This is a genomic window from Vibrio sp. 1151_11 (assembly GCF_029478525.1).
Taxonomy (GTDB): Bacteria; Pseudomonadota; Gammaproteobacteria; order Enterobacterales; family Vibrionaceae; genus Vibrio; species Vibrio anguillarum.
In genome coordinates, this window is record NZ_SHMN01000009.1 from 38,357 (window position 1) to 62,800 (window position 24,444).

Genomic DNA, 24,444 nt, shown 5'->3' on the forward strand with positions numbered 1-24,444 from the left:
AAGATAATATGCGGTAAGAAACTCGACAAAAAAGCGATATTGGATTTGAATGAAAAGAGAACCTTAATATGAACGTCGAGACTATGTCCCAAAGTAGGCCCGAAAGTATGTCTGAAAGCTTAGAACTTACCGCTCAGTTTCAATCTTACATGGAAAATCCGCTGCTTTGGCCAATGTTGGAGGTGTTGCGTAAACAGCCTTCCGGTTGGAAAGTCCATACGTTAGCGGCACATTTAAGTGAACAGGGATTCATGCCTGTACTTGATAGCGCACCTGAAAAAGACCTCTTTAAGCGTAATTTTTTGATCATGAACGCGCTCTATCAGCTTCAAGAGACGCTTTACCCTGAAAAGTGGTTACAAGTATCAGCAATGGACATTGTACTAATGCCTGCGCATCGTGCCGTTAGTTGCGAAATCGACCCAGATGATCCATTGCGTGATTATTACACTCAGTGGAAAAATTATGAGGCTGATGAAGGAGAAGTGCGCCGCTTGTTGAACGAATTCTGGACTCGTTACCGTAAAGCAATGGGTGGAACGAGTAACCTTAATATGAATCGTCTTCAAGCATTGAGGTTGTTTAAATTACCAGCGGAAGCGACGCAAATTGAAATCCGAAAAACATGGCGCAAGTTGGCACTAAAGTGGCATCCAGATAGAGACAATGGCAATGCTGAAACATTTAGAGTGTTGTGTGAAGCATGGAATATTTTGCGGCAAAATAGTTAAAGTCCAAACCTTAAACTCTAGACAAGATGTTCGCCGAATAAGGTCAACTGGCACTGTAAGGCATACCTAAGCTAACTACCTGTAATGTACTGAAGCAATAAGGTACTGAAGTAAAAAAGAAGCGATCTCTCGCTTCTTTTTGCTTTTGTTGTACGGGAGTTAATCTTTACTGGTGGTTTTTAAATTGCGACTTGCGCATACGGTTCAACGCCGCCATCACATCGATGACACGCGGTTTCGCCAAATCACCGTGGTTTGGCATATTTTGGTGCCATGTTCCTGCTAATAAAGCCATCATCTCTTTGCTTGGTTGCGCTGACCACCCCGGAGTCTGCGCAAACTGGAACCAAGCCCAGCCAATCGCATTGACTTCAGAAGGTGACTCCAATTGTTCTAACGCATTTAAATCCGTAAATTCTTTGCCAAAGCGAAGCGAATCAACGCCTTTGGCAGAGACTCGGAATTTACCATCAACCAGTAATTTTTGCAGCGCAGTGCGATTCACAGCGCGTTCTGGGAAAATAGCCAGTGGCGTTTCACATTCGTTGTGACGAGCAGTTGGGTGCTGTTTGATGACTTCTTTAGCTTTGTTAGTCACATCAACAGCGTGGTAGTCATGCATCTGGATGACAGTATCGGCGACATCTAAGTAATCACCGGATCCCCCCATGACGATCAGCGTTGAGATATCCAAATCATCGCGAAGTTGCCCAATACGATCAACCAATGGTGTAATGGGCTCATCACCTTTACTAACCAGCGCTTGCATACGCTCATCACGGATCATGAAGTTGGTGGCGGAAGTATCTTCATCAATTAGTAATGTACTAGCGCCAGATTCAATGGATTCTTGTAACCACGCTGCTTGCGATGTTGAACCGGACGCATCTTGAGTGCTGAAATCGGAGGTTTCTTTACCCATAGGTAGGTGATTGATGTAGTTGGACAAATTTAAATTATGTACGCAACGGCCATCTTCAGCGCGAATTTTCATGGCTTGATGATCCGTAACAATTCGCTCACGGCCATCACCGGGAATATGGTTGTAAATTGAACGCTCAATCGCCGTTAACAAAGTCGATTTACCGTGAAAACCACCGCCGACGATAAGGGTTATACCTTTGGGGATGCCGAGTCCTTTAATTTTGCCTTGGTTTGGTGTCTCAAGCTCGACTTCTAGCGATGTGGGGGCTTGGAAAGTAACGGCGTCTTTCATCGGCAGATCACAGTTACCTGCCAAGCGAGGTAATACGCTGCCATTGGCCACAAAAGCAACCAGATTGTGCTGTGCCAGTTGTGCACGCATTGCTTCTTGATCTTCGATCACAGCGCAATGCTCAAGTAGGGCATCTTTATCCAGTTCACGTTCAATGGTGGCCCTGCGAATGAATTTTGGCAGGTAGAAGGTGATGATGTTGAGCGCTTTCTTGGCCAGAATGTCACGACCTTCAGCGGGTAAATTGATGCGAAAACGAAGCTCAATACCATGCTCCGTAAAGAGAACAGCTGTACTATCAAGCACCGTTTGGCCCGTCAATGCGATGGCAATATGGTTCTCTTGCTTAGCAAACTCCGCAAAACTACGAGCGATAAAATCTCTTGCGGCCATTTGATAAGCGGGTGATTTCTCTTTTAACCATTCCAGACCGGTCAGAGACCATGCTCGAGTAGCGCGAAAGCGAGATGCAGAAGCGTAAGGGTCCGCTTGGATATGATCGATATGTAAGGTGAAATCACCAAATTCGTATTGACCTTTGATCTGCTGATAGGCGCGGTAGTTCTGTTTTTCTAGCTTTTTGAGAATTGATGTTAATAAATCCATCTCGATATCGCTCGTTTGGAAAGGAAAGGCGGCGATTATAGGAACCGCCACACTGAGAGTAAAGACATGATAAGGGATTCCTTTATCCTACAAAACCTTTGTCTCGATAGGGTGTGCATAATTTTGGTTCAGTAGCCCAGCCTCAAACTCGTCACAAGGCATCGGTTTACCATAGAAATAGCCTTGGCCAAACTCACACCCTTCACTGATGATAAAGTCTTCTTGGCTTTGATTTTCAATCCCTTCGAGGATCACTTTCAGCTTTAATTTTTTGGCAACGTGAATGATTGAGCGAACAATTTCTTTATCTTCCTCACTTTGATCCAATTGATGTACAAAGCTTTTATCTATTTTTATGCAATCGAAGGGAAATTTTTTCAAATAGCTGAAAGAGGCGTAGCCCGTGCCGAAATCGTCAAGTGACAACGTCACACCCAGTTGGTGTAGAATTCGCAGTGTGTTGCGAGCCATCACTTCATCCGCAATCAAACAGCTTTCTGTTACTTCCAACTCTAAGTACCGAGCTGGAAGTTGGTAGGTGTTCAGTAGCTCACGAACTTGGTCTGCGAATTGGGCATTTTTCAATTGGACGGCTGAAACGTTAATAGCCATTTTGAAATTATCGACCTGTTTTGCCCATTGGCTCGTTTTTTCAATGGCCGATCGCAGGACAAAGTTACCCACTTCAAAAATCAGTCCATTTTGTTCGGCCATGTGAATTAAGGTTTCATTGGATATATCGCCCAATACGGGATGCCGCCAACGTAGTAGCGCTTCTGCCCCCGTCCAGCGATGAGTGGTTGGAGAGACCTTAGGTTGAAAATAGAGCATGAGCTCATCGTTGCGCACTGCTCGTAATAAGTAGCTTTCTAATTGGTTGATTTGCCGGAGTGAGTCACTGAATACTTGCGAGTGATAGCAAAACTTATGACCGGAATCTTTGCAAGAGACCATGGCAGCAGAAGCTTGTTTGAGCAGTTCTATAGCATTGTCAGTGTCTAAACTCGTTGCAATACCAATATAGGAATGAAGATGAACATTATGGTCATCGAGCTTAAATTCAGAATGACCGATTTCGACCAATTTATGGCACAACTTTTCCAGGTGACGCGCTAATAGTTTTGTTTTGACGATCAAGACTAAATCTGTCGACGTGGGTCGAGCGGTCAATATTTCAATTTTATCGCAGCGGCCTAGTCGCTCACGATATCGAGCGATGACTTGATCCCATGCTCGGTAGCCAAAGTGAGATTGAATATGACGAGCATTAGTGAAACCAATATGAATGGCGGCAACTTCGGTGTGCTGCTTTGTTGCTTGTAAAAGGCTATTTTTGAGCTCCAGTTCAAGTGCGTTGCGATTTAAAAAACCTGTGCTGACGTCATGCCACTTTTGATATTGAATCTGTTGTTCTGCGGCGCGGCGTTTATCGATTTCTTGCGTGAGCGAGTAGTTGAGATCAGCAAGATCTTGTGTTCGGTTATCGACGCGAAGCTGAAGCTCATCATTGAGCTGCTGAAGTCTTACTTGTTGGTATAAGGTGGTGAGATGGGATTCAATGGTATCGCGAAAACTCTCCAGTAACTGCCGATAGGTGGGGCCAAAATGGTTCTCCTTGTTATCGAGTACGCAAATGGTGCCAAATATATCACCATTCGGCCACTTTAATGGGATGCCACAATAGGCAATCATGCCCAGTGGTGCATCTGGATTATGCATCCATTTTTTATCGGCTAAAGCATTCGGGACCAATAGTTCCTGCTGTGTTTGCATCACAGTTTCACAGTACAGACCTTGTCCTAAGGGTTCTTTATGTCCGGTTTGATAGGGGTTGTCGACGTTGGTATTTTTACAGAATATTTCGAGTTTTTGCTGGCTAGCACGCATGATCAATGCGCTCGGAACGTTTAAAATTTCAGCGAGTAAATTCACAATGCGCTGCCATCCATCCATCATTGAAGAGGGGATGAGCATCTCATGTGTCTTTATTTTCGACATATTATCAAATTCCTTTGGACGACAAAGCTTAAAAAAGCCGAGCATTCATTGCTCTAGACTGACGATGACAAGATCCGCTCCTATGACCATAGTATGGTATTAAGAATAAGAACGCGCCGCCAATGTAACAAAAAAAAGCCCCAATAAAATATTGGGGCATTGAGATAGTTAGCTGTGTCTCGTAAATGATACGGAAGGAGTTAATCGGCTTGCTTGATATAATGGTCGATATTAATTTCTTGAGCATAATCAACACAATCAAAGTCGAAGCCATTGAGCTGCATGAATTCTTGCTTAAAGCCCTTGTAGTCACCTAGTTGCTTAAAGTTGTGCTGATCCATTTTCTCCAGTAAATCGGCCACTTTTTGCTGAGTATCTGGGTTGAGCTCCCAATCATCCATACGGATCAGTCGTTCGCCATCAACGGGTACTTTGCCTTTGCTAGAGAGTTTTTCGCTAAACAGACGCTGCATCTGCTCGATACATCCTTCGTGCGTCTCTTTTTCTTTCATCACCTTATACAATGCGACAATGTAAGGGCTTAAATTGGGAATGAACACGCTCGCCTTCGTGACTAAAGCTTTACAAACAGTCGCATAAGCCCCGCCGCCATAGTTAGACAATTTTAGGTTGAGAGAGTGGCTGGTTTGGTGCAAATCAATTTTGGCGCGTCCCAGTGTACCGTCAAGATAAATGGGGTGAGTAATCTGAGGGCCGATGTATGAAAAAGCAATGGTTTTACACCCTTGTGCAATCGATTCAGCGTTGATCAGCGTATCTATCCAGTTTTCCCAATCCTCGCCACCCATCACTTTCAGTGTACTTTCGATCTCTTCGTCATTTGCAGGAGCAATGGTGGTTTCTACCCACGTATCGTTTTCTAGTAATATCGTCGCACCAGAAACGGCCTCACCAATCGGTTTGATGGCGGAGCGCCAATACTGATCTGAATTGGGTTTTGGTCTCATGCCGCTGGCGATACTGTAAATGACTAAATCGACTTCCCCTTCAAAATAGGTCTCTATCGCTTCAATCACTTGCTCGCGTACTGATGATGAAAAAACATCCCCATCGATATTGACGGCGACTCGACCCGCTTGCTCGGCCTGTTGTTTAAAAAAGAGATTGTTGTACCAACCAGCACTACCAACCCCTTTTTCTGATGGCGTTTTTTCAAAGGAAACGCCAATCGTATCGGCTTCTGAACCACCAAAGGTTAGGGCAATGCGGGCGGCGAGCCCAAAGCCTGACGATGCGCCTAAAATGAGAACTCGTTTTGGCCCGTGAGTGATCGGTCTGCAAGATTTTACGTAATTAATCTGTTGTAACACAGCTTGTTCGCATCCGAGTGGATGAGCAGAGCGAGCGACCACACCTTTGATCACAGGTTCAATGTGCATAGTTTGTACCTTTGCGGTTAGGGGAATGGTCTAAAAAATATCGTAAAACTAGGTAAAGTTCATTGAGCTGAGGCATTAAAATCAGAGATGCTCTGCTAAATGTTGCGCAACAAAATTGGCGATCCACGGCTGAGCGTCGACCGTCGGATGTAAGCCATCAGCCATCATCCACTCTGGTTTAATGATCACTTGCTCTAAGAAAAAGGGCAGTAACGGCACAGTGTGTTGGAGGCTAAGCTCAGAATAGAGGCTATAAAAGGCATCGCTGTAGCGTTTGCCATAGTTTGGTGGAATGCGAATCTGCATCAAAAGAGGGGTTGAGCCTGCTTTTTTTATTTGGCCAATGATGGCGGTTAAATTGCTGCTGATCAATTGAGATGGAAAGCCACGCAATCCGTCGTTCGCACCAAGCTCAATAAGCACCGCATCAGGGGTATGTAGGGTGAGTAGTGACGGTAAGCGGGCTAGGCCATTGCCCGTTGTATCGCCAGAAATACTGGCATTAATGACATCAATGTCTGATTTACCTTCAGCTTGCAACGCATTAGGTAGCAAGCTAGGCCAAGCGTTTTCAATCGGCATTTGGTAACCAGCGCTTAAACTATCACCCAATATCAAGAGTGTGGTACTACTAGCGCTAGCCGAGAATAATAAAATACAAATCAAGGAAAGAAGTCGAGTCATGCAAACATCCGTTATTAGAGCACATTCATTATCTAAAACAGTCTCTACCAATCAAGAGCATTTAACAATCCTAAAAGAGGTAAACCTAGAGATCAAAAGTGGTGAAAGCGTGGCGATAGTCGGAACGTCTGGTGCGGGGAAATCAACCCTGATGACGCTGTTGGCTGGGCTTGATACGCCGACACGCGGAGAGGTAGAGCTATTGGGCCAGCCATTATCTCAACTGGACGATGAAGGACGCGCGGCGATCCGCAGTCAATCGGTTGGCTTTGTGTTTCAAAGCTTTTTGCTGATCCCAAGCTTGTCTGCGTTAGAGAACGTGACGCTACCTTGTTTGTTAAAAGGTGAAAAAGAGGATGTAGATCGTGCTAAATCCTTGTTGACGGCCGTTGGTTTATCGCATCGAATGCATCACTCTCCTGCACAACTTTCAGGGGGCGAGCAGCAACGAGTCGCGCTAGCAAGAGCCTTTATGATCAATCCGAAAGTGCTGTTTGCCGATGAGCCTACTGGCAACCTTGATCAAGAAACCGCGGCAAAAGTGGTTTCATTATTGTTTGAATTAAATAAGCAGCACGGAACGACCTTAGTGCTGGTTACCCATGATCCCGCTCTTGCGGCTCAATGTGATCGTATTTTCCACATGCAAGCTGGTATGTTGGAGGAGCGGTAATGAGCGAGATGTCGAGCCGTTCACTCAATAAACGATTAATTCGCTGGAGCTTAGGTGAAATCCGCCACGGACAGTTGTGGCCTATTTCAGTGGCGCTAACCTTGATCATTGCTTGTATTTTTGCGCTGACTGCCTTAGCTGAGCGTATGGAGCAAGTGATTGTTAAACAAGGTAAAGACGCACTCACTGCCGATAGTGTGTTTGTTTCCGCAAACCCACCCCCAGCGTCATTGCTCGATCAGATCGAGCGCTTGCAACTGCCGTCTTCACAACTTACGCGTTACGCGACAATGGCATTCAGTGAGCGCGGTATGCAGTTAGTCACTGTCAAAGCAGTGGATAGTGCTTATCCGCTACGCGGTGAAATGCGTCTTTCTGATGATGTGACGACATTTCAGCACCTTGCGCCGAATCAACTGTGGTTAGATGAACGAGTGTTTGCGCAATTAGACGTTCAAATTGGTGATCAGGTCACACTGGGCGATGCTGACTTTACGGTCTCGGGACGCATCCTTGAGGAGCCGGGACTCAGCTTTAATCCGTTTCAACAGATGCCAGCGGTGTTGATCCACCAAGACGATGTGGCTCGTACTGGTGCACTTCAATTGGGAAGCCGGGTGCAATTTAGCGTGTTCATTAATGGTGATGATGGACAGATTGAAGCAGTAAAACAGCTCGTTACTTTAACGCCTAGCGATCGTTGGCGCGACCGAAATAGCGCCAGCCGAACGAATGAGGTTTTTGAACGCACAGAGCAATATTTGTCGTTAACCGTAGCGATTGTGATCATCATGGCGGCAACCACATTAGTCCTGACTTGTCAGCACTATGTTTCTACGCGGCAAAAAACCATCGCCATGTTAAAAAGCCTTGGAGCGAGCAAACGTTGGATCCGCCAATGGTTGATCGTACAAGTGGTGATTTTGTTTGTTTCTGCTGCGGTGCTTGGGGTATTGATCGGCATTGGCCTAGAGTCTTTATTACGCGTGCCGCTGGTGGATTTATTGCCTACGCCTTTACCGAGTTATGGCGCTAAACCCGCTTTTATTGCGCTGATGGCGAGTGTATTGATCGCTTTTCCTGCACTCGGCATTCCTTTACTGCATTTGCTAGATACCAGTGCGCTCAATGTCATGCAAACAGAGCGAGCGAAACCGAATCATCGCCGTAATGGGTTGCTCATCTTGATTCCGTTAGTGCCGATGCTGTGGGCTTATTGGAATAATCTCTTAGTGTGGATTGTGTTGGCTGGGATAGTGACGCTTTTTGCAGTGCTTGCTGTGGTCAGTGTTTTGGTTGCTCGTAGTTTAGGACGTCTTCCGCTCTCTACCGCGCTTAAATTAGCGCTCAGCCGAATCAATCGTTCGGCAATCACGACCGGAGTCCAGTTTGGTGCGTTAGGATTATCGTTAATGTTATTGGCGATCATCTGGTTGGTGCGTACCGATTTACTCTCTGATTGGCAGCGAACCTTACCCAGCGATTCTCATAACGCATTTGCACTCAACATTTCACCAAATGAAGTTAATGATTACCTTAACACGTTAGACAGCGCCAACATTGTGCGTTCGCAAGCCTATCCGATCATCCGAGGGCGTTTATCGACTATTAATGGCATAGAGGCCAAGCAACAAGCTCAAGGTGAAGAGGGGAGTGATGCGTTGAGGCGAGAGCTCAATTTCACTTGGGGAGAATCGCTACCCAGCAATAACCAACTGACGGCAGGAGTGTGGACAGAGCAGGGTGGCGTTTCGGTTGAATCGGACGTTGCTCGTGATTTGGGGCTGAAACTGGGTGATAGTTTGGGGTTTGTGATCAATAGCCAAACCGTGGAAGCGAAAGTAAATTCCATTCGCCAAGTCGAGTGGCGAGAAATGAAGCCTAACTTCTATTTCATTTTTACCCCAGACCTATTACAGGAGATCCCTGCCACGTGGCTGGTGAGTTTCAGAGCGCAAGATCAAGATAACGCTTTGCTTGCCACCCTTGCTCGCACTTACCCTACGGTCAGTTTGATGGATATCCGGGCAATGGGCGATAAAATTCAAACTTTGCTGACGCAAATTATCTGGTCAGTGACAGTACTGGCTGCAATGGGTGTGATGGCTGGTATTTTACTGATTTTTACCCTGTTGCGTTTAAGTTTAAGCCAGAGGCAACAAGAAATTCGCTTATACCGCACTTTAGGGGCCAGCAAGCGCCGCGTCGAGCAGACTATTTGGGCTGAATACGGTTTGATGGCGCTCATTGCCGGAGTTGTCGCAAGCCTTGGCTCTGACGCGGTGGTGGCCAGCGTCATGAAGTTCGGTTTTGAACTAGAACCTATGGCGCATTACAGCCTGTGGTTGGTGCTACCCTTGGCGACGTTTTGCACATTATCGCTGGTCGTGAGTAGTTTAATTAAGCGGCTGTTAACCCCTATAAATAAAGAGTTTAACTAGCGGTATCCATAATCCCAGACGGAGTTATCCACAAAAACAGTGGATAAAGTTTGGGATAACTCGACGGCTTGATAACGGCCTATTTGCGCTTAGCCCCGTAGTTACCTTGGGTTGCGCAGTTTTGTTATTCACAAGGTTGAAAAAACGTCGTTTTGGCTTTATTGAGTCAAGCAATTTTTTAAGTTATTTGTCGATTATGCGTATTGCTTGTTAGTCGTAAAACAGATAAGACCACGTGAAAAATGTGATTTTAATAACGCTTTACAAGCTTTAGAATGCATCCGGGTTTTCCAGAGTACTCGTATCTTATGTCATATAAAAAGTTCAATACAGATTCTCCATGTGTCGCAATTATTGGTGGGGGTGTGGCTGGTGCCACTGCCGCCGTTCATATGGGAGAACTGGGGCTCAATGTGCTGCTTTTGGAAAAAAGCGCTGGTCTCGTTAATGGGCCGCCGATTTGCCATCTGCACGCGGGCGGTAACCTCTATCGTGAAATTTCGCAGCAGCAGTGTCTTGAGTTACTTAAGCAGTCGATTGAAACCGTCAGGCTCTACCCCCACACGCTGAATAAGCGACCTACTGTGATTGCTGTTCCGCATAGTGATGGCGGTGAGCCGCAAGCCTTATTACCAAGGCTAGAGCTTATTCAGCGCAGCTATCAACAATTGGTTGATGAAGACCCACGTAATCAGCAGCTTGGTCAACCCCAAGAGTATTTCAAACTCTACAGCCGTGAAGCACTGCAGGTATTAGCAACTCAGCAACAGAGTGATCAACCGACATCATTCGATGATTGGGTGATCCCTTTTGCTCAACATGCAGATTTAAATCAGTTGAAGTACCCAGTCATTGCGGTGCAAGAATACGGTTGGAGTGTTTTTCGGCTGGCGGCCAGTGCTGAGCTTGCGTTAGCGGCGATGCCTCATTGCCAAGTTTTAACGCACGCTCAATTAATCAAATCTGATTTTATTGATGAGCAATGGCAGCTCGTTTATCTGGATGCTCAAAAGCATGAACACGTTATTCATGCCGATTATTTAGTCAATGCATGTGGTTATGAAACGGGAATAGTCGATGATTTGGCTAAGGCTCCGCGTCAACGCTTGGTGGAATTTAAAGCGGCTTACGTTACCCGTTGGGCAGAATGCGACCAGCAATGGCCAGAAGTGATTTTTCACGGGCCAAGAGGCACCCCACAAGGAATGGCTCAGCTAACACCGTATGCTGATGGTCTATTTCAGTTGCATGGTATGACCGAGGGAATCACGTTATTTAAAGATGGGTTAGTGGCCTCGCAAGCTGGATCATCACAGCCCGTATTGCCTGATTATCTCGAACGCAAAATTAAGAACGGTTGGCAACAGGACGCACTGCAAGAGCGCAGTGAACGAGCCATACACCACATGAGTCAGTTCATCCCACAGTATATTCAAGCACAAGTAGCTGGTAAGCCACTGTTTGGTGCGCAGCAAATTCCCGGCCAAGATGCCACATTACGAGCCGCTGATGTTACGTTTGAAGCTCATAATTATGCGCGAATCGAAGTGGTCAAAGGTTCATCCGCGTTGGAAGCGGCAACTAAAATTGTTCAGCATTGGCAGTTAATGAACGATGAAGACTTGCTACAATCGATAGAAGCTCGTCACCCAATCAGCATGAGTTTGGCTCTTGAGCTGGTGGAAGAGAAAGCCATCGCGTTAGCTAAGGCACGCGCTTATCCTGAAGCATTGGCAAAAATTGTCGGTATGGTTTGATTGGTGACACCTTGCGGTTTTCTAAAGGAGCAAGGTGATAGTTGTTAGTAGCCGAAATAACGCGCCCATTGGCACCAAACCTCTTGCAGGCCTTGTATATCACCTTTGACAAAACGTATTTTTTGCCCCGGTTTTGCTTGTGCCAAACGGGGCAGATCAATGCGAGCCACACACCCTAATTTAGGGTAACCGCCGATGGTTTGGCGATCGTTGAGTAAAATGATCGGTTGGCCATCTGGCGGGATTTGAATCGCCCCCAAAGCAATTCCTTCCGATAAAATAGGTGTCGCGGGTGGGGTAACCGTATCGCCATTAAGACGATAGCCCATGCGATCGGCATGCTGACTGACAGTGAAGCTGGTTTGATAAAAGCGATCGAGTTGCTGCGATGAAAATTGCAGGGCTTGGTAGCCTTCAATGATGCGTAATTTAAGTGGCAGATTATAATCAGGCTTATAACGAAAAGTGATGTGTACGGGTTTGTTATCGATAGCGTGTGGATTAAAGTGCAGTGAATCGCCCGCTTGCAGTGGTACGCCGTTTTGCGTTAACCCACCAAGCTGTTCTTTGGGTACGGTGGCAACACTACCTAAATGATGAGGCACAATGAACCCTCCGCGCACGGCCAAATAAGCTCTTAAGCCATTTTTGGCTAGGCTAAATTTCAGTGTTTGCCCGGCTTGCGCGCTAAAGCTTTGCCAATTACCAATCAGTTTTCCATCTAACGTGGCCGATAAATCACCACCTGCAATTGCCAGCATACATGGGTGTTCAACATGAAATTCCGCCTGACCAAGCGTGATTTCAAGCGTTGCTAAATTGACTCGGTTACCCAGTAAATGGTTGGCCCAACTGTAGGCGTAATCATCGACTGGTCCTGATTGAGTAACACCGATATGACTGAGACCAAAGCGGCCAAAATCTTGAATTAAGCTCAGTTGACCGGGTTTTATCACCTGTAGTAGGGGGCTCATGAATGGTGCTCCCACTGCGCGGCTAATTGAGGTATTTCACCTCCTAATGATAAAAATTCCTCGCGATTCATCGCTGTAAACTTCACTTTAGTTCCAATCGAAAAAGGCGTCATTGGTGTTTGATGAGGAGAAAAGAGCGCACGGGGGCAATTGGCGATGATATTCCATCCTCCGGGAGAGTTGTTCGGATAGACGGCCGTTTGCTGTTCTGCAATCGCGACGCTGCCTTTGGCCACACTAAGGCGTGGGGTGGCATGGCGCGGTAAGCGTAATTGTTCATCTACTTCAGCCATAAAGGCAAAGCCTGGTGCAAAACCGACGGCACAAACGGTGTAGACCGTTTGAGTGTGCAGCGCGATCACTTGTTGCGTGGATAAACCAAGCGCATGGTAGCGCTTCAAATCTGGGCCGACACTTTCATCGTAGTAAGCGCCAAGCTCAACCAAATTGTGGGTGGCTTCCACAGTTAAAGATAAGGCCGCGATCGCTGTGATCAATTGCTGCTCTAGCTCCCTTTGACTTATACGATAAGGAAGGTAATCGATCAAAATGGTAGTGTAAGAAGGGGTGACATTCATCAGGTAAGCAGAAAACTGCACCATGATCTGTTGCGCAATTTGTCCGATATCGAGTGAGAGATCGGCCGATGGCGAATGGTTAAAACGCAGTAAGAGACTGCATTCCGCAACGGGTTCAATGCTGTAGTTCAATGGCACTTAACACTCCTTGTGATGACGTTGTGGCTGCTAGGAGATACACGAGTAATGGTTCAACGCTCTCGTAGACAAATTCGGATTTTCTCTATCAATTCAATCGCCGCCGGGTTATCGCCATGCACGCAAATTGTATCGGCTTCGATAGGGATCACAAAGCCATCCGAACTGGTCACTTTTCCGTAATCAACCAGTTGTTTAATTTGATTGATGATCGCCTCTTCATTAGTCAGCACTGCATTGGCTTGGCTTCTTGGAGTGAGCATACCATTAGCGAGATAAGTCCGGTCGGCAAAGGCTTCAAACAGCAATGGCACGTCATAAATATCGGCGATATCAAGGTAATCTTGGTTATTGCCTGAAGCTAAGATCATCAAGGGCACATTGAAGCAAGAAACTGCATCGACCACTGCGCGAAAGACAGATTTGTCACGCATCATATCGTTATATAAAGCCCCATGAGGTTTAACGTAGCTTATCTCGGCATTTTTGCTCTCACATAATGCCTTGAGTGCGCCAATCTGGTAAATCAGTAACTCGCATATCTCTTCTTCGCTAAAACTCATTGAACGGCGACCAAAACCTTGCAAATCGGGGTAACCCGGGTGAGCGCCAATCATTACATCAAATTGAATCGCCAGCTCAATCGTTCGGCTCATCACGTGTGGGTCAGAGGCATGAAAGCCACACGCAATATTGGCCATGTCAATCCAAGGCATCACCAACTCATCAGCGCCCATTTGCCATGCACCGAAGCTCTCGCCCATGTCACAATTGAGAGTGATTGTTCTTTTTGTCACGGGTTGCATCATCCTTGAGTGTCCATGTTGAGTAACTTGCCGTAATCAAAGGCAATATACAGTGATCCGATTCATTGTTTGGCGATAAGTATGGGCCGAAAGAGAGCGAATTGGCCTGATAGACAAACATTAAAGCAAGATTGATTTATAAGTGAAGTTTAGGTTGAAAGTCGTTAAACTTGCACAACCAATGTCAGAAGGTAAAAACAATGAAAGTATTAGTGACAGGCGGGATGGGGTATATCGGCAGCCATACCTGCATTCAAATGATCCACGCCGGTATGACACCCGTAATTTTTGACAACTTATACAATAGTAAAGCATCGGTTTTAGAGCGCATCGAAAAAGTGTCCGGTGTGAAGCCGCTGTTCGTCCATGGTGATGTACGCAACCAAGCACAACTGGTTGAAGTGATGAAAGCGCAAAATATTCAAGCGGTGATCCATTTCGCAGGCTTAAAAGCAGTCGGTGAGTCAGTAGAAAAGCCATTGGAATATTACGATAACAATGTGAATGGCACATTGGTACTGGTGGCGGCCATGCGTGAAGCTGGCGTGAAGGCACTTGTTTTTAGTTCATCTGCAACCGTATACGGTGACCCAGCCTCAGTGCCTATTACCGAAGATTTCCCAACCAGCGCGACCAACCCTTATGGCCGTAGTAAGTTAATGGTTGAAGAGTGCTTGGCCGATTTCCATAAAGCCAACCCAGATTGGAGCATTACACTGCTGCGCTATTTTAACCCTGTAGGTTCACACCCATCAGGCGAGTTAGGTGAAGATCCACAAGGTATTCCGAACAACCTAATGCCTTTTGTCTCGCAAGTGGCCGTGGGTCGAAGAGCATTTCTCTCTGTTTTTGGCAGTGATTACCCCACTAAAGACGGCACAGGGGTTCGCGATTATATTCACGTAATGGACCTAGCCGATGGTCATATTGCTGCGCTGGAAAAAGTAGGCCAACAAGCAGGCTTGCACATTTATAACCTAGGCACAGGAAATGGCTACAGTGTACTAGAGATGGTGAAAGCGTTTGAACAAGCGTCAGGTAAAAGCGTGCCGTACCAATTGGTTGAACGCCGCGCTGGTGATATTGCGGAGTGTTGGGCAGACCCAAGCAAAGCGATGGCGGATCTAGGCTGGAAAGCGACTCGCAGCCTAGAAGCGATGACACAAGATACGTGGCGTTGGCAGTCAAATAATCCACAAGGTTATCCTGAGTCTTAAGCTCTTGCTTCAACTTCTCTGCGATGAATGAAATAAATAGCCAGTCAAATGACTGGCTATTTTGATCTGACTTGGTTACTCAAGCAATCCAATGATCAGTTGGTCCGATAACGGCTTAAAATTTCACCAAGGTTGCGCGAAGCGTTTGCAAGGCTAGCGACACCTTGCGATGAGGTTTGCGCAACACTGCGAATCGCATTGGATTGTGTACGAATATCGCTCAGCTCAGCAGCAATATCATTAGCAACGGCGCTTTGCTCTTCGGCTGAAGTTGAAATTTGAATACTCATGTCATTGATCATTTTTGCTGATTCAGCAATTTGATTGACGTTATTGCCGATGTTAGCGACTAAATCACTACTGGTTTGAGCTTGACTAACCGTTTGCTCAGTAATGCGTGCGATATCTTGACTTTCGGTTTGCAGCTTCTCAATCATGGATTGAATTTCAACAGTAGCCGCTTGCGTGCGGCTAGCTAAGGTGCGAACTTCATCGGCTACCACGGCAAAACCGCGCCCTTGTTCACCAGCACGTGCCGCTTCTATTGCAGCGTTCAGTGCCAATAAGTTCGTCTGTTGCGAAATGGCATTGATGGTGGTGATCACATCGTTAATCTGCGCCGTATTTTCATTCAATGTTGAAACCGAATGAGAGGCTTGTTCAATGAATTTTGACAACTGGGAAATTTCATTAATCGCTTGCTGAACTAGCTGTGAGCTCTCTTCCGCTTGTTTTGAATCTTGCTCGGCTTGCTGATTGGCTTGTTGGGAAATGGTCGACACTTCTTGCGCCGAGGCCGTCATCTCTTCCATGGCCGTGGCGACGGAATCCAAGGAAGCGTATTGGCTACTGATTTGTTGCTCGCTCTCTTTCATCTCATGGGCAAAAGAGCTGGATGTTTCACCGAGAGTGGTGGCGTTTTGTTTTACTGAAACTACCAGTTCGGTCAAGGTGTCCATGGCGTTATCGAGCGCGCAGCCAATGGTGCCAAACTCATCGCGACCGGGATGAAAACCTAATCGTGAAGTTAAATCACCCTTTGAAATTTTCAAGGTTGTTGTGTACAGCACCCACAATGCACCGCCAATAAAAGTAGCGACCCAATAGAGGAAAATAGCAAAAGGGATTGCCCACAAATAGCTCAACAGAAAAGTCGAGAGTGCCGATCGCCGAGCGTCTTTTTCAAGATAAGAGAGATTCTCTGTTAGCGCGTAAACTTTGCCATCGCTGTGTTTTACTGTGGCGGTAATCACCCCTTTTTGATAACTAGTTGCGGCTAAAGAATGGCGAGTTTCAACCGCTGAAAGGGTTTGTGGATCTGCGCCGCTGGCAAGCAGACCTTGCAGTTTGTACTCAACGGCCAACTTCGATTGCGCTTCTATCTGGGCCAGTGAATCAACATAGCGATTTCCTGCGACAAAGCTTAAAGCGGTGAGGAATAAAGCGAAGATCACCCACATCTTGTCATTAATTGACATTTTAATGAACACGCGGTCAATCGTCCTGAACTGAACTTCTTTCATTGCTGCTCCGATATGCAAAAAAGTAATAGTAAATTTTATAAATATACTAAGGCTAAATGTATGTGTTCGTGCAGAATTTTATGAAATGAATGTTGACTTAAATATCAAGATTGAGACTTTGATCTTATTTTAGGTTAAAAAAAGTGGGGAGAGTAATATTACTCTCCCCACAATTAACTTTAATTGATTAACCCAGAGCGGGTAGTACACCAAGGCTAATAAAGATTTGCGAAGTGACGATCATCAAACCAATGGTTGCTGTCATGGTCAGAGCCAGTTTGCCGCCTCTGACTTGATATTGTGTTCCACCCTGCGGTTGGAATACTTGGTTTGAACGCACTTTAATCACCATCACAATCGGTAAGAATATGGCCAAAATAGTCAACGCAATAGCCGCGTAACCGAGCGCCATAATAAAGCCTTGAGGGTAAAATAGCGCAAAGACTAATGGTGGCAGATAGGTGATGACGGAGGCAGCCATACGGTGCAATGGAATGTTCTTTTTCTTAATCGTATCGCCCATGAATTCAAACAAGCCCAAGCTTACGCCTAAAAATGACGTCAAAAGTGCAAGGTCGGCAAACACGCCAATAATGCTGCTTAAATTGGATTGATGAACGGTTTGCCCTAATGTCACAATTAGCGCACTCAGGCCGGAATTCTCAACCAGCTGAGGTTGGCTAACGACACCTAACGTGACGATCTGCCAAAAAATGTAAATAATCAACGGGATAGCAGAACCAATTAAGATGGCTTTGCGCAGCGAAGGGGTGTCGCCATCTAAGTAATTCACAATCGCCGGAATACTGCCATGGAAACCGAATGAGGTGAAAATGACGGGAATTGCAGCAACGATTAAGCCTTGCTCAAGTGGCATACTAAGCAAGTATGACTGAGAAACATTAGGTGCAAGAAATGAGAGCACTATAATCATCGCGACCATTTTACCGGCAAACAGCAGGCGGTTCACTTTATCAACCGTGCTGGTGCCGATCGTCACCACAAGTGCAACCAGTAAAGTAAAAAGCAAGGTGCCCAGCGGATTGCTGATCTCAATGCCAGCAAACTCTGTCAGGCGATGAGTGAATTGTGCGCCGCCACCGGCAATGTAAGCTGCACAAAGCGAATAGAACAAAAATAGCATAGCAAAGCTCGCTACCCATTTTCCTTTTTGCCCTAAGATCTGTTTAGCCAATGTATGTAAGGTGGCGTCTTTGTCTGCATATTGATGGATTTCAACCATTAACAATGCAGTGAAAGCCATTAATGCCCAGAGGGCGATCATAATCAGTAATGATGTGCCAAAGCCGATACCTGCAGAAGCGAGCGGTAGAGCTAGCATGCCTGCACCGATAGTGGTCCCTGCGATGATCAAAGTACTGCCGAAAATCTTTGATTGAGTCATGGTGTAAAGTTCTTTATACGTTATGTTGTGTTTCAGGGAGTGATATATATGAATACAACGGGGTGTTGACCATTAATCCACTTATTTTGGGCTATATTGTAGAACTTCGGATTCATTTTCAACAGCTTTGTAAAAATAAAAATCCATGAATGTATTTTTTTGTTTACATCTCAAGGTGGCGGCTAAATAAGAGTGGTCGAAATCGTTTCGCTGTGATAGATATTGTGCTGATGATTAATTTGACCATTCGCTTTCAAAAAACTGTCATATAAATCATTTAAAAAGGATCTTGCGACGTGATAATTCCGTCTCAGTAAATATCAAAGGAGGTCGATTAATGAGTGACCAATATAAAAACGATGAGTGTTTAGAGTGGCTCGACGCCATGGAGATCGGATTTGATTTATCCGATTATGACTCTGTATCTCATGAATGCTCTGAACAGAGCGCAGAATAGTACCAGCCAGCAGCCTATGCTGGCTATGCTGGCTATGCTCCTTACATTCCCCCCTCATGTATCAATTCCCTAACACTGTTGATTTCCGCTGATTTTGAATAGGCGATTACCTTGCGCTTTGTTACAATCCGCGCCCTGATTTCCAATAGGTAAGCTGCAATGTCTGATACTGTGCACCCATTCCAACGTTTAGGACTTTCAACCACATTAGTTAGCGCTCTGCAATCTTTAGGTTTTGAACAACCGACGGATGTTCAATCTCAAGCTATCCCGCATGTTTTGGCTGGTAAAGATGTCATGGCTGGGGCGCAAACGGGTACCGGCAAAACGGCAGCTTTCGGTTTACCTATTTTGCAACGTTTTCTTGATAACCAAGCCGAGCGAGAAACCAATAGTAAAGTTGTGCGCGCGCTTGTTTTGGTTCCGACTCGTGAGCTGGCTCAACAAGTTTTTGATAGCTTAAGTGCTTATGCACAAAGCACTACATTGAAGATCGTCACCGCGTACGGTGGAACCAGCATGCAAGTGCAAACACGTAATTTACGTGGCGGTGCGGATATTTTAATTGCGACGCCTGGGCGGTTAATTGACCATCTGTTTGTGCGCAACATTATCCTGACGCAAACCGAAGTGTTGGTGCTGGATGAAGCCGATCGCATGCTCGATATGGGTTTTTTGCCTGATATCCAACGTATTTTGAAACGCATGAATGATGAACGCCAAACGCTGTTTTTCTCGGCCACCTTTGATGACAAAATCAAAGCATTAGCACACAAAATGATGCGCGACCCTGTCGGCGTGCAAATTTCACCAGCCAATGCGACCGCTGATACTGTAAAACAGATCGTTTATCCAGTGGATAAAAAACGTAAAAGTGAGTTATTAGCTTATCTAATTGGTTCACGTAATTGGCAGCAAGTCTTGGTATTTACCAGAACCAAACAAGGCAGCGATGAGCTAGCCAAAGAACTGAAATTGGACGGCATCAAAGCGGCCTCGATCAATGGCGATAAAAGCCAAGGGGCGCGCCAAAAAGCATTGGATGATTTTAAATCAGGTAAAGTTAGAGCGTTGATCGCCACCGATGTTGCAGCTCGTGGTATTGACATTCAGCAACTTGAGCAAGTGGTTAACTACGACATGCCCTATAAAGCGGAAGATTACGTGCACCGGATTGGTCGCACAGGCCGGGCCGGACTAACGGGCTTCGCGGTCTCTTTGATGAGCCGAGATGAAGAGTATCTGCTTGAAGCGATAGAGGCCTTACTCAATCAACGCCTGCCACAAGAGTGGTTAAAAGGGTTTGAGCCGAGTTTGTTGGAAGCCTTACCGACTGAGCGTAGCAGTCGTAAACCTAGCCGTTCAGCGGAAAAAAGAAAGATGAAAGCAAAACTAAACATCCATGCAGGTAGAGGTAAGCGATAAAGCGCCCGCTTTATCTGGCCCAGTCACATTCAATATCATACAGCAACTCATTGATGGAGTTCGGACAGAGCGTCTGAGCTTCGTCGATATGGAACTTGGCGATCATCAAGTCATTAAAGAGTTGCCAATGTTTTAGTAAGCATTGGTTCACATCTTGAGTTTCATCTGACCATGTTTCTTTTAAAAATGGCGTGAGGCTCGCCGCGCCGTGCGCATACATGATCATCTGCCATTTTATCTCCCACACCTTTATTGGTGTGGCTGAAAATTCACGGTTGTATTGCTCGGCAAGTTGTTCGACGAGCTGCTCAATTTCACCTGCACTGTCGATAAAATAATCAAACAGAGCATCTTCTTGCCTTACCGCATCGGCGATCAGTTGAATCGGCTGTTTGACGGTCAGCATATGCGCGAGCAGCCGTACAATGAACAAATACAACTGCACGTTGGCGGGGGTGTTGGCTGGGATCTCTTTTAATATATGACGTAAATAATTCTCCATATAAAGATGGAGACCATCGCTGATACTGCGCCATATTTGCTCTTTACTACCGAAATGATGACGCAGCAAACTGTGCGAAACCCCAGCTTTTTCGCTGATCGTTCGTAATGACACTCGTGCATAACCTAGCTCGCAAAACAGATCCGCAGCGACCACTAGAATGTCTCTTTTGGTTTTTTGGGCATCAGTGGCACTTCGGCGGCCTTGTCTTTTGGTCATTTTTTAACTCGTCTCATTTTTTAACGAGCGCAGTTGTACCAGATTTGAGAGGCAGTTTCACGGAAAAAACGCTTTGGCAGTCATAACCGATGATAAGGTTATGACTGCACAATGTTAATTGGATCTGAGATAAAGGGAGAGTTTGCTGATTAGAAAATCAATATCATCGCGTGAGACGTCTTTATGGGTCACAAAACGTACCGGATTGCCTGGCGAAACTTTTATTCCATCTTGCGCCAACTGATTGGTAATTGTATGGATATCGATAGAGTCGGCTAATTTGGCAAATACGATGTTGGTTTGCACTAAATCTGGATTGACGGAAAACCCGTTTAAGTCCGCTAATTTGCGCGCTAAATATTGGGCATTGTCGTGATCAGTCTTCAGCTGAGTGACTTGTTCAGTCAATGCAAGATGGCCTGCTGCGGCCAAAATGCCTGCTTGACGCATGCCGCCACCGAGCATTTTTCTTAAACGTCGAGCCTTGGCAATGTAGGTTTTTGAACCCAACAGCAGTGAGCCGATAGGAGCTGAAAGCCCTTTAGATAAACAGACCGTCATTGAGTCAAAGTATTGCGCAATCTCTTTAACATCCACATCCAGCGCTACAGCGGCGTTGTATACGCGCGCGCCATCTAAATGCAGTGCCAAATGGTGTTGATCAACAAACGCTCGCGCTTGCGCTAAATAGGCGAGTGGTAGAACTTTGCCATTGATGGTGTTTTCAAGGCTAAGTAGTCGCGTGCGAGCAAAGTGGGCATCATCAGGTTTAATGGCCGCGCGCAGTTTATCGAAGTCTAACGTGCCATCAGGGTTATTTTCGATTGGCTGCGGCTGAATAGAGCCAAGAACCGCGGCGCCACCCGCTTCATATTTGTAGTTGTGCGCTTGTTGGCCACACAGGTACTCATCACCACGCTCACAATGTGACATTAAACCCAGCAGGTTGGCTTGTGTGCCTGACGTGGTAAATAGCGCCGCTTCAAAACCGTGTCGCTGCGCGGCCCACTCTTCTAAGGCGTTGACGGTTGGGTCATCGCCATACACATCATCACCCACGTCGGCATTAGCCATTGCTTCACGCATCGCGGCGGTGGGTTTAGTAACGGTATCTGATCGAAAATCCATATAATCTCCTCATGCGTTTTTCTATTTTTGCTAGAAGCTTTTTCACTTCAATTCTTACCTGTGCTTGTACTTTATTGATAGCTAAGCCCTTTATTGATGGCTAAGTATTTTATAGATAGCCACACAGCTTCGCCTTACTTAGGCAGGCAATGGTTTTTGAATCTGTGATTTGCCCAGTGATGATTTTTTGCTCCAATTCCTGGATCGAAAGCGTCACCACCTCAATGACTTCATCATCGTCGCATGATAATCGTGCAGTTCTGCTCAACTGTTTAGCGACAAACAGGTGCTGTATTTCGTCACAAAATCCAGCTAATGGTGTGACTTGCCCTAAAGTGATCAGCTCACTTGCGCTATATCCTGTCTCTTCTTCAAGCTCACGGTGCGCGCATTCGGCTGGAAGCTCCCCCTTTTCTAAAGTGCCTGCTGGGAGCTCTAACAACCACTTTTTGAGTGAGGGGCGAAACTGATTAATCAGAATAATATCGCCTTGTTCTGTGATCGGCAAAATCACGGCCGCGCCCGGATGGACGATGGTGGTGTGCTCAATGCTTTTGCCGGTAGGAAGGGTGACATCCTCTTGCACTAATGAAATGGTTTTCCATGTATGTATGGTTTTGCTCATGCAAACTCTTCTTTAATTGTGGCTAGCCAATGACTGATATGGTGATAAGGGTTCAACCTTACCGAGAATCTGTGGCTAAGACAAAGTAAAACGATAACCTAAGTATCAATATTGCTTGCACAATCAGTGATGTCAGTCTCATATATGCAAACATTGATTTCGAAGAATTTCACAGAAAATAGATCTGCTATAAGTGGGCGCTTATACTAAAATCTATTTGTAACAAAACAATAACAGTCGTATAAAGTTATGTGTACAAACCATTTGGAGCGCTTAAGTGATCAATTTTACTCCTGCATCTCATGCGCAAAAAGCGCTACTTTCAGAGCGCATAAATAAGCTTGCTAAGGCTTTATCGGATGGTGTTTATGAGCGTGAAGACACCATCAAACTTTGTCTACTGGCTGCTTTAGCGGGGGAAAGTGTTTTCCTACTCGGCCCTCCTGGCATTGCAAAAAGTTTGATTGCGAAACGTCTGATCCAAGCCTTCGATAACAGCAGTTATTTTGAATACCTCATGACGCGTTTCTCAACACCAGAAGAGGTATTTGGTCCATTAAGCATTCAAGAATTAAAAGATAATGGGCGCTATGTTCGCCTAACCAAAGGCTATCTTCCTACCGCACAAGTGGTTTTTCTTGATGAAATTTGGAAAGCAGGCCCCGCCATTTTGAACACCTTATTAACGGTAGTGAATGAAAAGACCTTCAAAAATGGGAGCGATATTGAACGTGTACCAATGCGTCTTCTGGTTTCGGCATCGAACGAATTACCGGATGAAGAGAGTGGTTTAGACGCCTTGTACGATCGCATGTTAGTGCGTGTGTTTGTCAACCGTATTCAAAATAAGCAGAATTTCAAATCGATGCTGACTGTCGGTACGCCACAAGAAGCGCGCATCCCTGAAGGGCTTGCGATTACCGATGAAGAGTACCACTCATGGCAGCGACAACTTGACGATTTACTGTTGACAGATGACGTGTTTGAAAAGTTATTTGAGCTGAAAAACATGCTAGAGCATGCCGTTGAAAACCAGCCCGCTGCGGCAAGTATTGATATGTACGTTTCAGACCGCCGTTGGAAAAAAGCGGTGAAGCTGCTCAAAGCGAGTGCGTTTTTTAATGGCCGCGACTCAATCAACCCGCTTGATTTACTGCTGCTGCAAGATTGTCTTTGGAATAGCCCCGATTCTCGCGATATTGTGCGCCGCGTTATACGCGACTTTGCGTTGAAACATGCTTTTGACCAACAAGAAGTTGAACATCAAATCGTAGTGTGTCGTGAAGAGCTGGCTGAGATTCAAGAAGAGCTAGAGTCTGAATTTGGCATGTTGCTCTCGCTGGAAACATCATCCGGTTTGATTAAAAAGCAAGTGCATCAGTTTGATACCAAATCGGCAAAAACCTATCAGGTAGGCACCGCTCATGACTTGGTCAAATTGGTATTGCTGCAAAGCAATATGTCCGTCTCTGAGGCCGAAAAAGGCGATAGCCGCTGGGTTTATGTGCCTAAAAGCGAGCTTGAAAGAACGATCAAAGAGGGGCATGGCGATGTGTATGGTTATGTGAATCAAAATACCAATTTGTGCCGTTTAAGGTTTGATTTAGATGCTGGTAATAACCTCGTTCTGAAAGATATTGCTAATCGCTCGGTGTTGGTGAGTTTGGTGACTGAGCAAGGTTTAGACGAAAGTCTTTATCAAGAGTGGCTTACGAAAGCGGATCAAGCCGTTGCACAGTTGCAACATGCCGAACACCATTTGCGTAAAGTGCGTTCTAAGTTTCACGGCGCTTTGCCGCATAACTTCATTGATCCGGAGCTGCCCACCGCTATGGAAGCGACGCTGCAGCATCTGCAGCAATTACTTGAATCGACTCATACCGAATGCGAAAAAACGGTGCTTCGTTTTAAAAACCTAAACCAGTTTTTTGCGTAAGGAGA

19 protein-coding genes are annotated in these 24,444 nt (G+C 45.8%); 7 read left to right on the forward strand and 12 right to left on the reverse strand.

The window, feature by feature from the left end; genetic code table 11:
- Window positions 1-68 precede the first annotated feature (68 nt).
- Window positions 69-731: a DNA-J related domain-containing protein gene (locus tag EXZ60_RS08685; RefSeq protein WP_017048307.1), complete on the forward strand. Its 663-nt coding sequence runs from the start codon at window positions 69-71 to the stop codon at window positions 729-731.
- A 166-nt stretch (window positions 732-897) separates the two neighbouring features.
- Here EXZ60_RS08685 and EXZ60_RS08690 read toward each other — a convergent pair whose 3' ends face one another.
- The 4 genes from EXZ60_RS08690 to tesA all read right to left on the reverse strand — a co-directional run bounded on the left by EXZ60_RS08690 (window position 898) and on the right by tesA (window position 6,635).
- The gene (locus EXZ60_RS08690) at window positions 898-2,553 is read right to left on the reverse strand and encodes an ABC-ATPase domain-containing protein (protein ID WP_129533009.1); all 1,656 of its coding nucleotides are present in this window, start codon (window positions 2,551-2,553) and stop codon (window positions 898-900) included.
- Window positions 2,554-2,640: 87 nt separating this feature from the next.
- Entirely contained in the window at window positions 2,641-4,551 is a 1,911-nt protein-coding gene (locus tag EXZ60_RS08695; protein WP_277435562.1) for an EAL domain-containing protein, read from the reverse strand.
- A 200-nt stretch (window positions 4,552-4,751) separates the two neighbouring features.
- The gene (gene fabV, locus EXZ60_RS08700; RefSeq protein WP_194567351.1) at window positions 4,752-5,951 is read right to left on the reverse strand and encodes an enoyl-ACP reductase FabV; all 1,200 of its coding nucleotides are present in this window, start codon (window positions 5,949-5,951) and stop codon (window positions 4,752-4,754) included.
- An 81-nt stretch (window positions 5,952-6,032) separates the two neighbouring features.
- Window positions 6,033-6,635 carry a multifunctional acyl-CoA thioesterase I/protease I/lysophospholipase L1 gene (gene tesA / locus EXZ60_RS08705; protein WP_064626273.1) on the reverse strand — a complete coding sequence of 201 codons (603 nt, stop codon included), beginning with the start codon at window positions 6,633-6,635 and terminating at the stop codon, window positions 6,033-6,035.
- Here tesA and EXZ60_RS08710 point away from each other — a divergent pair.
- From EXZ60_RS08710 to EXZ60_RS08720, 3 genes are all read left to right on the forward strand, one after another.
- The gene (locus EXZ60_RS08710; RefSeq protein WP_013867953.1) at window positions 6,634-7,308 is read left to right on the forward strand and encodes an ABC transporter ATP-binding protein; all 675 of its coding nucleotides are present in this window, start codon (window positions 6,634-6,636) and stop codon (window positions 7,306-7,308) included. The genes tesA and EXZ60_RS08710 overlap by 2 nt on opposite strands.
- A complete protein-coding gene (locus EXZ60_RS08715; RefSeq protein WP_094123363.1) occupies window positions 7,308-9,749 on the forward strand; it encodes an ABC transporter permease in 2,442 nt (813 codons plus the stop codon). The genes EXZ60_RS08710 and EXZ60_RS08715 overlap by 1 nt, the downstream gene beginning before the upstream one ends.
- A gap of 308 nt (window positions 9,750-10,057) precedes the next feature.
- A complete protein-coding gene (locus tag EXZ60_RS08720) occupies window positions 10,058-11,506 on the forward strand; it encodes an FAD-dependent oxidoreductase (protein WP_277435563.1) in 1,449 nt (482 codons plus the stop codon).
- 44 nt (window positions 11,507-11,550) lie between these two features.
- On the opposite strand, the gene EXZ60_RS08725 is transcribed toward EXZ60_RS08720, so the two are convergent.
- From EXZ60_RS08725 to EXZ60_RS08735, 3 genes are read right to left on the reverse strand one after another with little or no spacing between them, the layout of a single operon-like run.
- Entirely contained in the window at window positions 11,551-12,480 is a 930-nt protein-coding gene (locus EXZ60_RS08725; protein ID WP_277435564.1) for a biotin-dependent carboxyltransferase family protein, read from the reverse strand.
- The gene (locus EXZ60_RS08730) at window positions 12,477-13,196 is read right to left on the reverse strand and encodes an allophanate hydrolase subunit 1 (RefSeq protein ID WP_277435565.1); all 720 of its coding nucleotides are present in this window, start codon (window positions 13,194-13,196) and stop codon (window positions 12,477-12,479) included. The genes EXZ60_RS08725 and EXZ60_RS08730 overlap by 4 nt, the downstream gene beginning before the upstream one ends.
- Before the next feature lie 53 nt (window positions 13,197-13,249).
- Window positions 13,250-13,993: a 5-oxoprolinase subunit PxpA gene (locus EXZ60_RS08735; RefSeq protein WP_222715388.1), complete on the reverse strand. Its 744-nt coding sequence runs from the start codon at window positions 13,991-13,993 to the stop codon at window positions 13,250-13,252.
- A gap of 209 nt (window positions 13,994-14,202) precedes the next feature.
- On the opposite strand from EXZ60_RS08735, the gene galE reads away from it, so the two are divergent.
- Window positions 14,203-15,219 carry a UDP-glucose 4-epimerase GalE gene (gene galE / locus EXZ60_RS08740; protein ID WP_029189705.1) on the forward strand — a complete coding sequence of 339 codons (1,017 nt, stop codon included), beginning with the start codon at window positions 14,203-14,205 and terminating at the stop codon, window positions 15,217-15,219.
- Between the two features lie 95 nt (window positions 15,220-15,314).
- Here the strand turns inward: galE and EXZ60_RS08745 are convergent, their stop codons facing one another.
- On the reverse strand, window positions 15,315-16,742 hold the full coding sequence (locus EXZ60_RS08745) for a methyl-accepting chemotaxis protein (protein WP_170907523.1): 1,428 nt from the start codon (window positions 16,740-16,742) through the stop codon (window positions 15,315-15,317).
- Window positions 16,743-16,929: 187 nt separating this feature from the next.
- A complete protein-coding gene (locus tag EXZ60_RS08750) occupies window positions 16,930-18,147 on the reverse strand; it encodes an aromatic amino acid transport family protein (protein ID WP_017047351.1) in 1,218 nt (405 codons plus the stop codon).
- Window positions 18,148-18,763: 616 nt separating this feature from the next.
- On the opposite strand from EXZ60_RS08750, the gene EXZ60_RS08755 reads away from it, so the two are divergent.
- Entirely contained in the window at window positions 18,764-20,029 is a 1,266-nt protein-coding gene (locus EXZ60_RS08755; RefSeq protein WP_081245245.1) for a DEAD/DEAH box helicase, read from the forward strand.
- Between the two features lie 10 nt (window positions 20,030-20,039).
- On the opposite strand, the gene EXZ60_RS08760 is transcribed toward EXZ60_RS08755, so the two are convergent.
- The 3 genes from EXZ60_RS08760 to EXZ60_RS08770 form a co-directional block, all read right to left on the reverse strand.
- The gene (locus tag EXZ60_RS08760; RefSeq protein WP_013867941.1) at window positions 20,040-20,750 is read right to left on the reverse strand and encodes a TetR/AcrR family transcriptional regulator; all 711 of its coding nucleotides are present in this window, start codon (window positions 20,748-20,750) and stop codon (window positions 20,040-20,042) included.
- Between the two features lie 114 nt (window positions 20,751-20,864).
- Window positions 20,865-21,878: a low-specificity L-threonine aldolase gene (gene ltaE, locus EXZ60_RS08765; RefSeq protein WP_094145109.1), complete on the reverse strand. Its 1,014-nt coding sequence runs from the start codon at window positions 21,876-21,878 to the stop codon at window positions 20,865-20,867.
- A gap of 109 nt (window positions 21,879-21,987) precedes the next feature.
- Entirely contained in the window at window positions 21,988-22,503 is a 516-nt protein-coding gene (locus EXZ60_RS08770) for an NUDIX hydrolase (protein WP_170888525.1), read from the reverse strand.
- 277 nt (window positions 22,504-22,780) lie between these two features.
- On the opposite strand from EXZ60_RS08770, the gene EXZ60_RS08775 reads away from it, so the two are divergent.
- Complete coding sequence (locus EXZ60_RS08775; protein ID WP_013867938.1) at window positions 22,781-24,439, forward strand: ATPase RavA domain-containing protein; 1,659 nt, start codon at window positions 22,781-22,783, stop codon at window positions 24,437-24,439.
- Window positions 24,440-24,444: the final 5 nt, after the last annotated feature.

Excerpts from the sequence above, each read along its gene's own strand:
- ltaE (WP_094145109.1), bottom strand. The coding sequence starts at position 21,878 with ATGGATTTTCGATCAGATACCGTTACTAAACCCACCGCCGCGATGCGT.
- tesA (WP_064626273.1), bottom strand. The coding sequence starts at position 6,635 with ATGACTCGACTTCTTTCCTTGATTTGTATTTTATTATTCTCGGCTAGC.
- EXZ60_RS08695 (WP_277435562.1), bottom strand. The coding sequence starts at position 4,551 with ATGTCGAAAATAAAGACACATGAGATGCTCATCCCCTCTTCAATGATG.
- EXZ60_RS08745 (WP_170907523.1), bottom strand. The coding sequence starts at position 16,742 with ATGAAAGAAGTTCAGTTCAGGACGATTGACCGCGTGTTCATTAAAATG.
- EXZ60_RS08755 (WP_081245245.1), top strand. The coding sequence starts at position 18,764 with ATGTCTGATACTGTGCACCCATTCCAACGTTTAGGACTTTCAACCACA.
- EXZ60_RS08690 (WP_129533009.1), bottom strand. The coding sequence starts at position 2,553 with ATGGATTTATTAACATCAATTCTCAAAAAGCTAGAAAAACAGAACTAC.
- EXZ60_RS08770 (WP_170888525.1), bottom strand. The coding sequence starts at position 22,503 with ATGAGCAAAACCATACATACATGGAAAACCATTTCATTAGTGCAAGAG.
- EXZ60_RS08750 (WP_017047351.1), bottom strand. The coding sequence starts at position 18,147 with ATGACTCAATCAAAGATTTTCGGCAGTACTTTGATCATCGCAGGGACC.
- fabV (WP_194567351.1), bottom strand. The coding sequence starts at position 5,951 with ATGCACATTGAACCTGTGATCAAAGGTGTGGTCGCTCGCTCTGCTCAT.
- EXZ60_RS08760 (WP_013867941.1), bottom strand. The coding sequence starts at position 20,750 with ATGACCAAAAGACAAGGCCGCCGAAGTGCCACTGATGCCCAAAAAACC.
- EXZ60_RS08720 (WP_277435563.1), top strand. The coding sequence starts at position 10,058 with ATGTCATATAAAAAGTTCAATACAGATTCTCCATGTGTCGCAATTATT.
- EXZ60_RS08715 (WP_094123363.1), top strand. The coding sequence starts at position 7,308 with ATGAGCGAGATGTCGAGCCGTTCACTCAATAAACGATTAATTCGCTGG.
- EXZ60_RS08710 (WP_013867953.1), top strand. The coding sequence starts at position 6,634 with ATGCAAACATCCGTTATTAGAGCACATTCATTATCTAAAACAGTCTCT.
- EXZ60_RS08685 (WP_017048307.1), top strand. The coding sequence starts at position 69 with ATGAACGTCGAGACTATGTCCCAAAGTAGGCCCGAAAGTATGTCTGAA.
- galE (WP_029189705.1), top strand. The coding sequence starts at position 14,203 with ATGAAAGTATTAGTGACAGGCGGGATGGGGTATATCGGCAGCCATACC.
- EXZ60_RS08725 (WP_277435564.1), bottom strand. The coding sequence starts at position 12,480 with ATGAGCCCCCTACTACAGGTGATAAAACCCGGTCAACTGAGCTTAATT.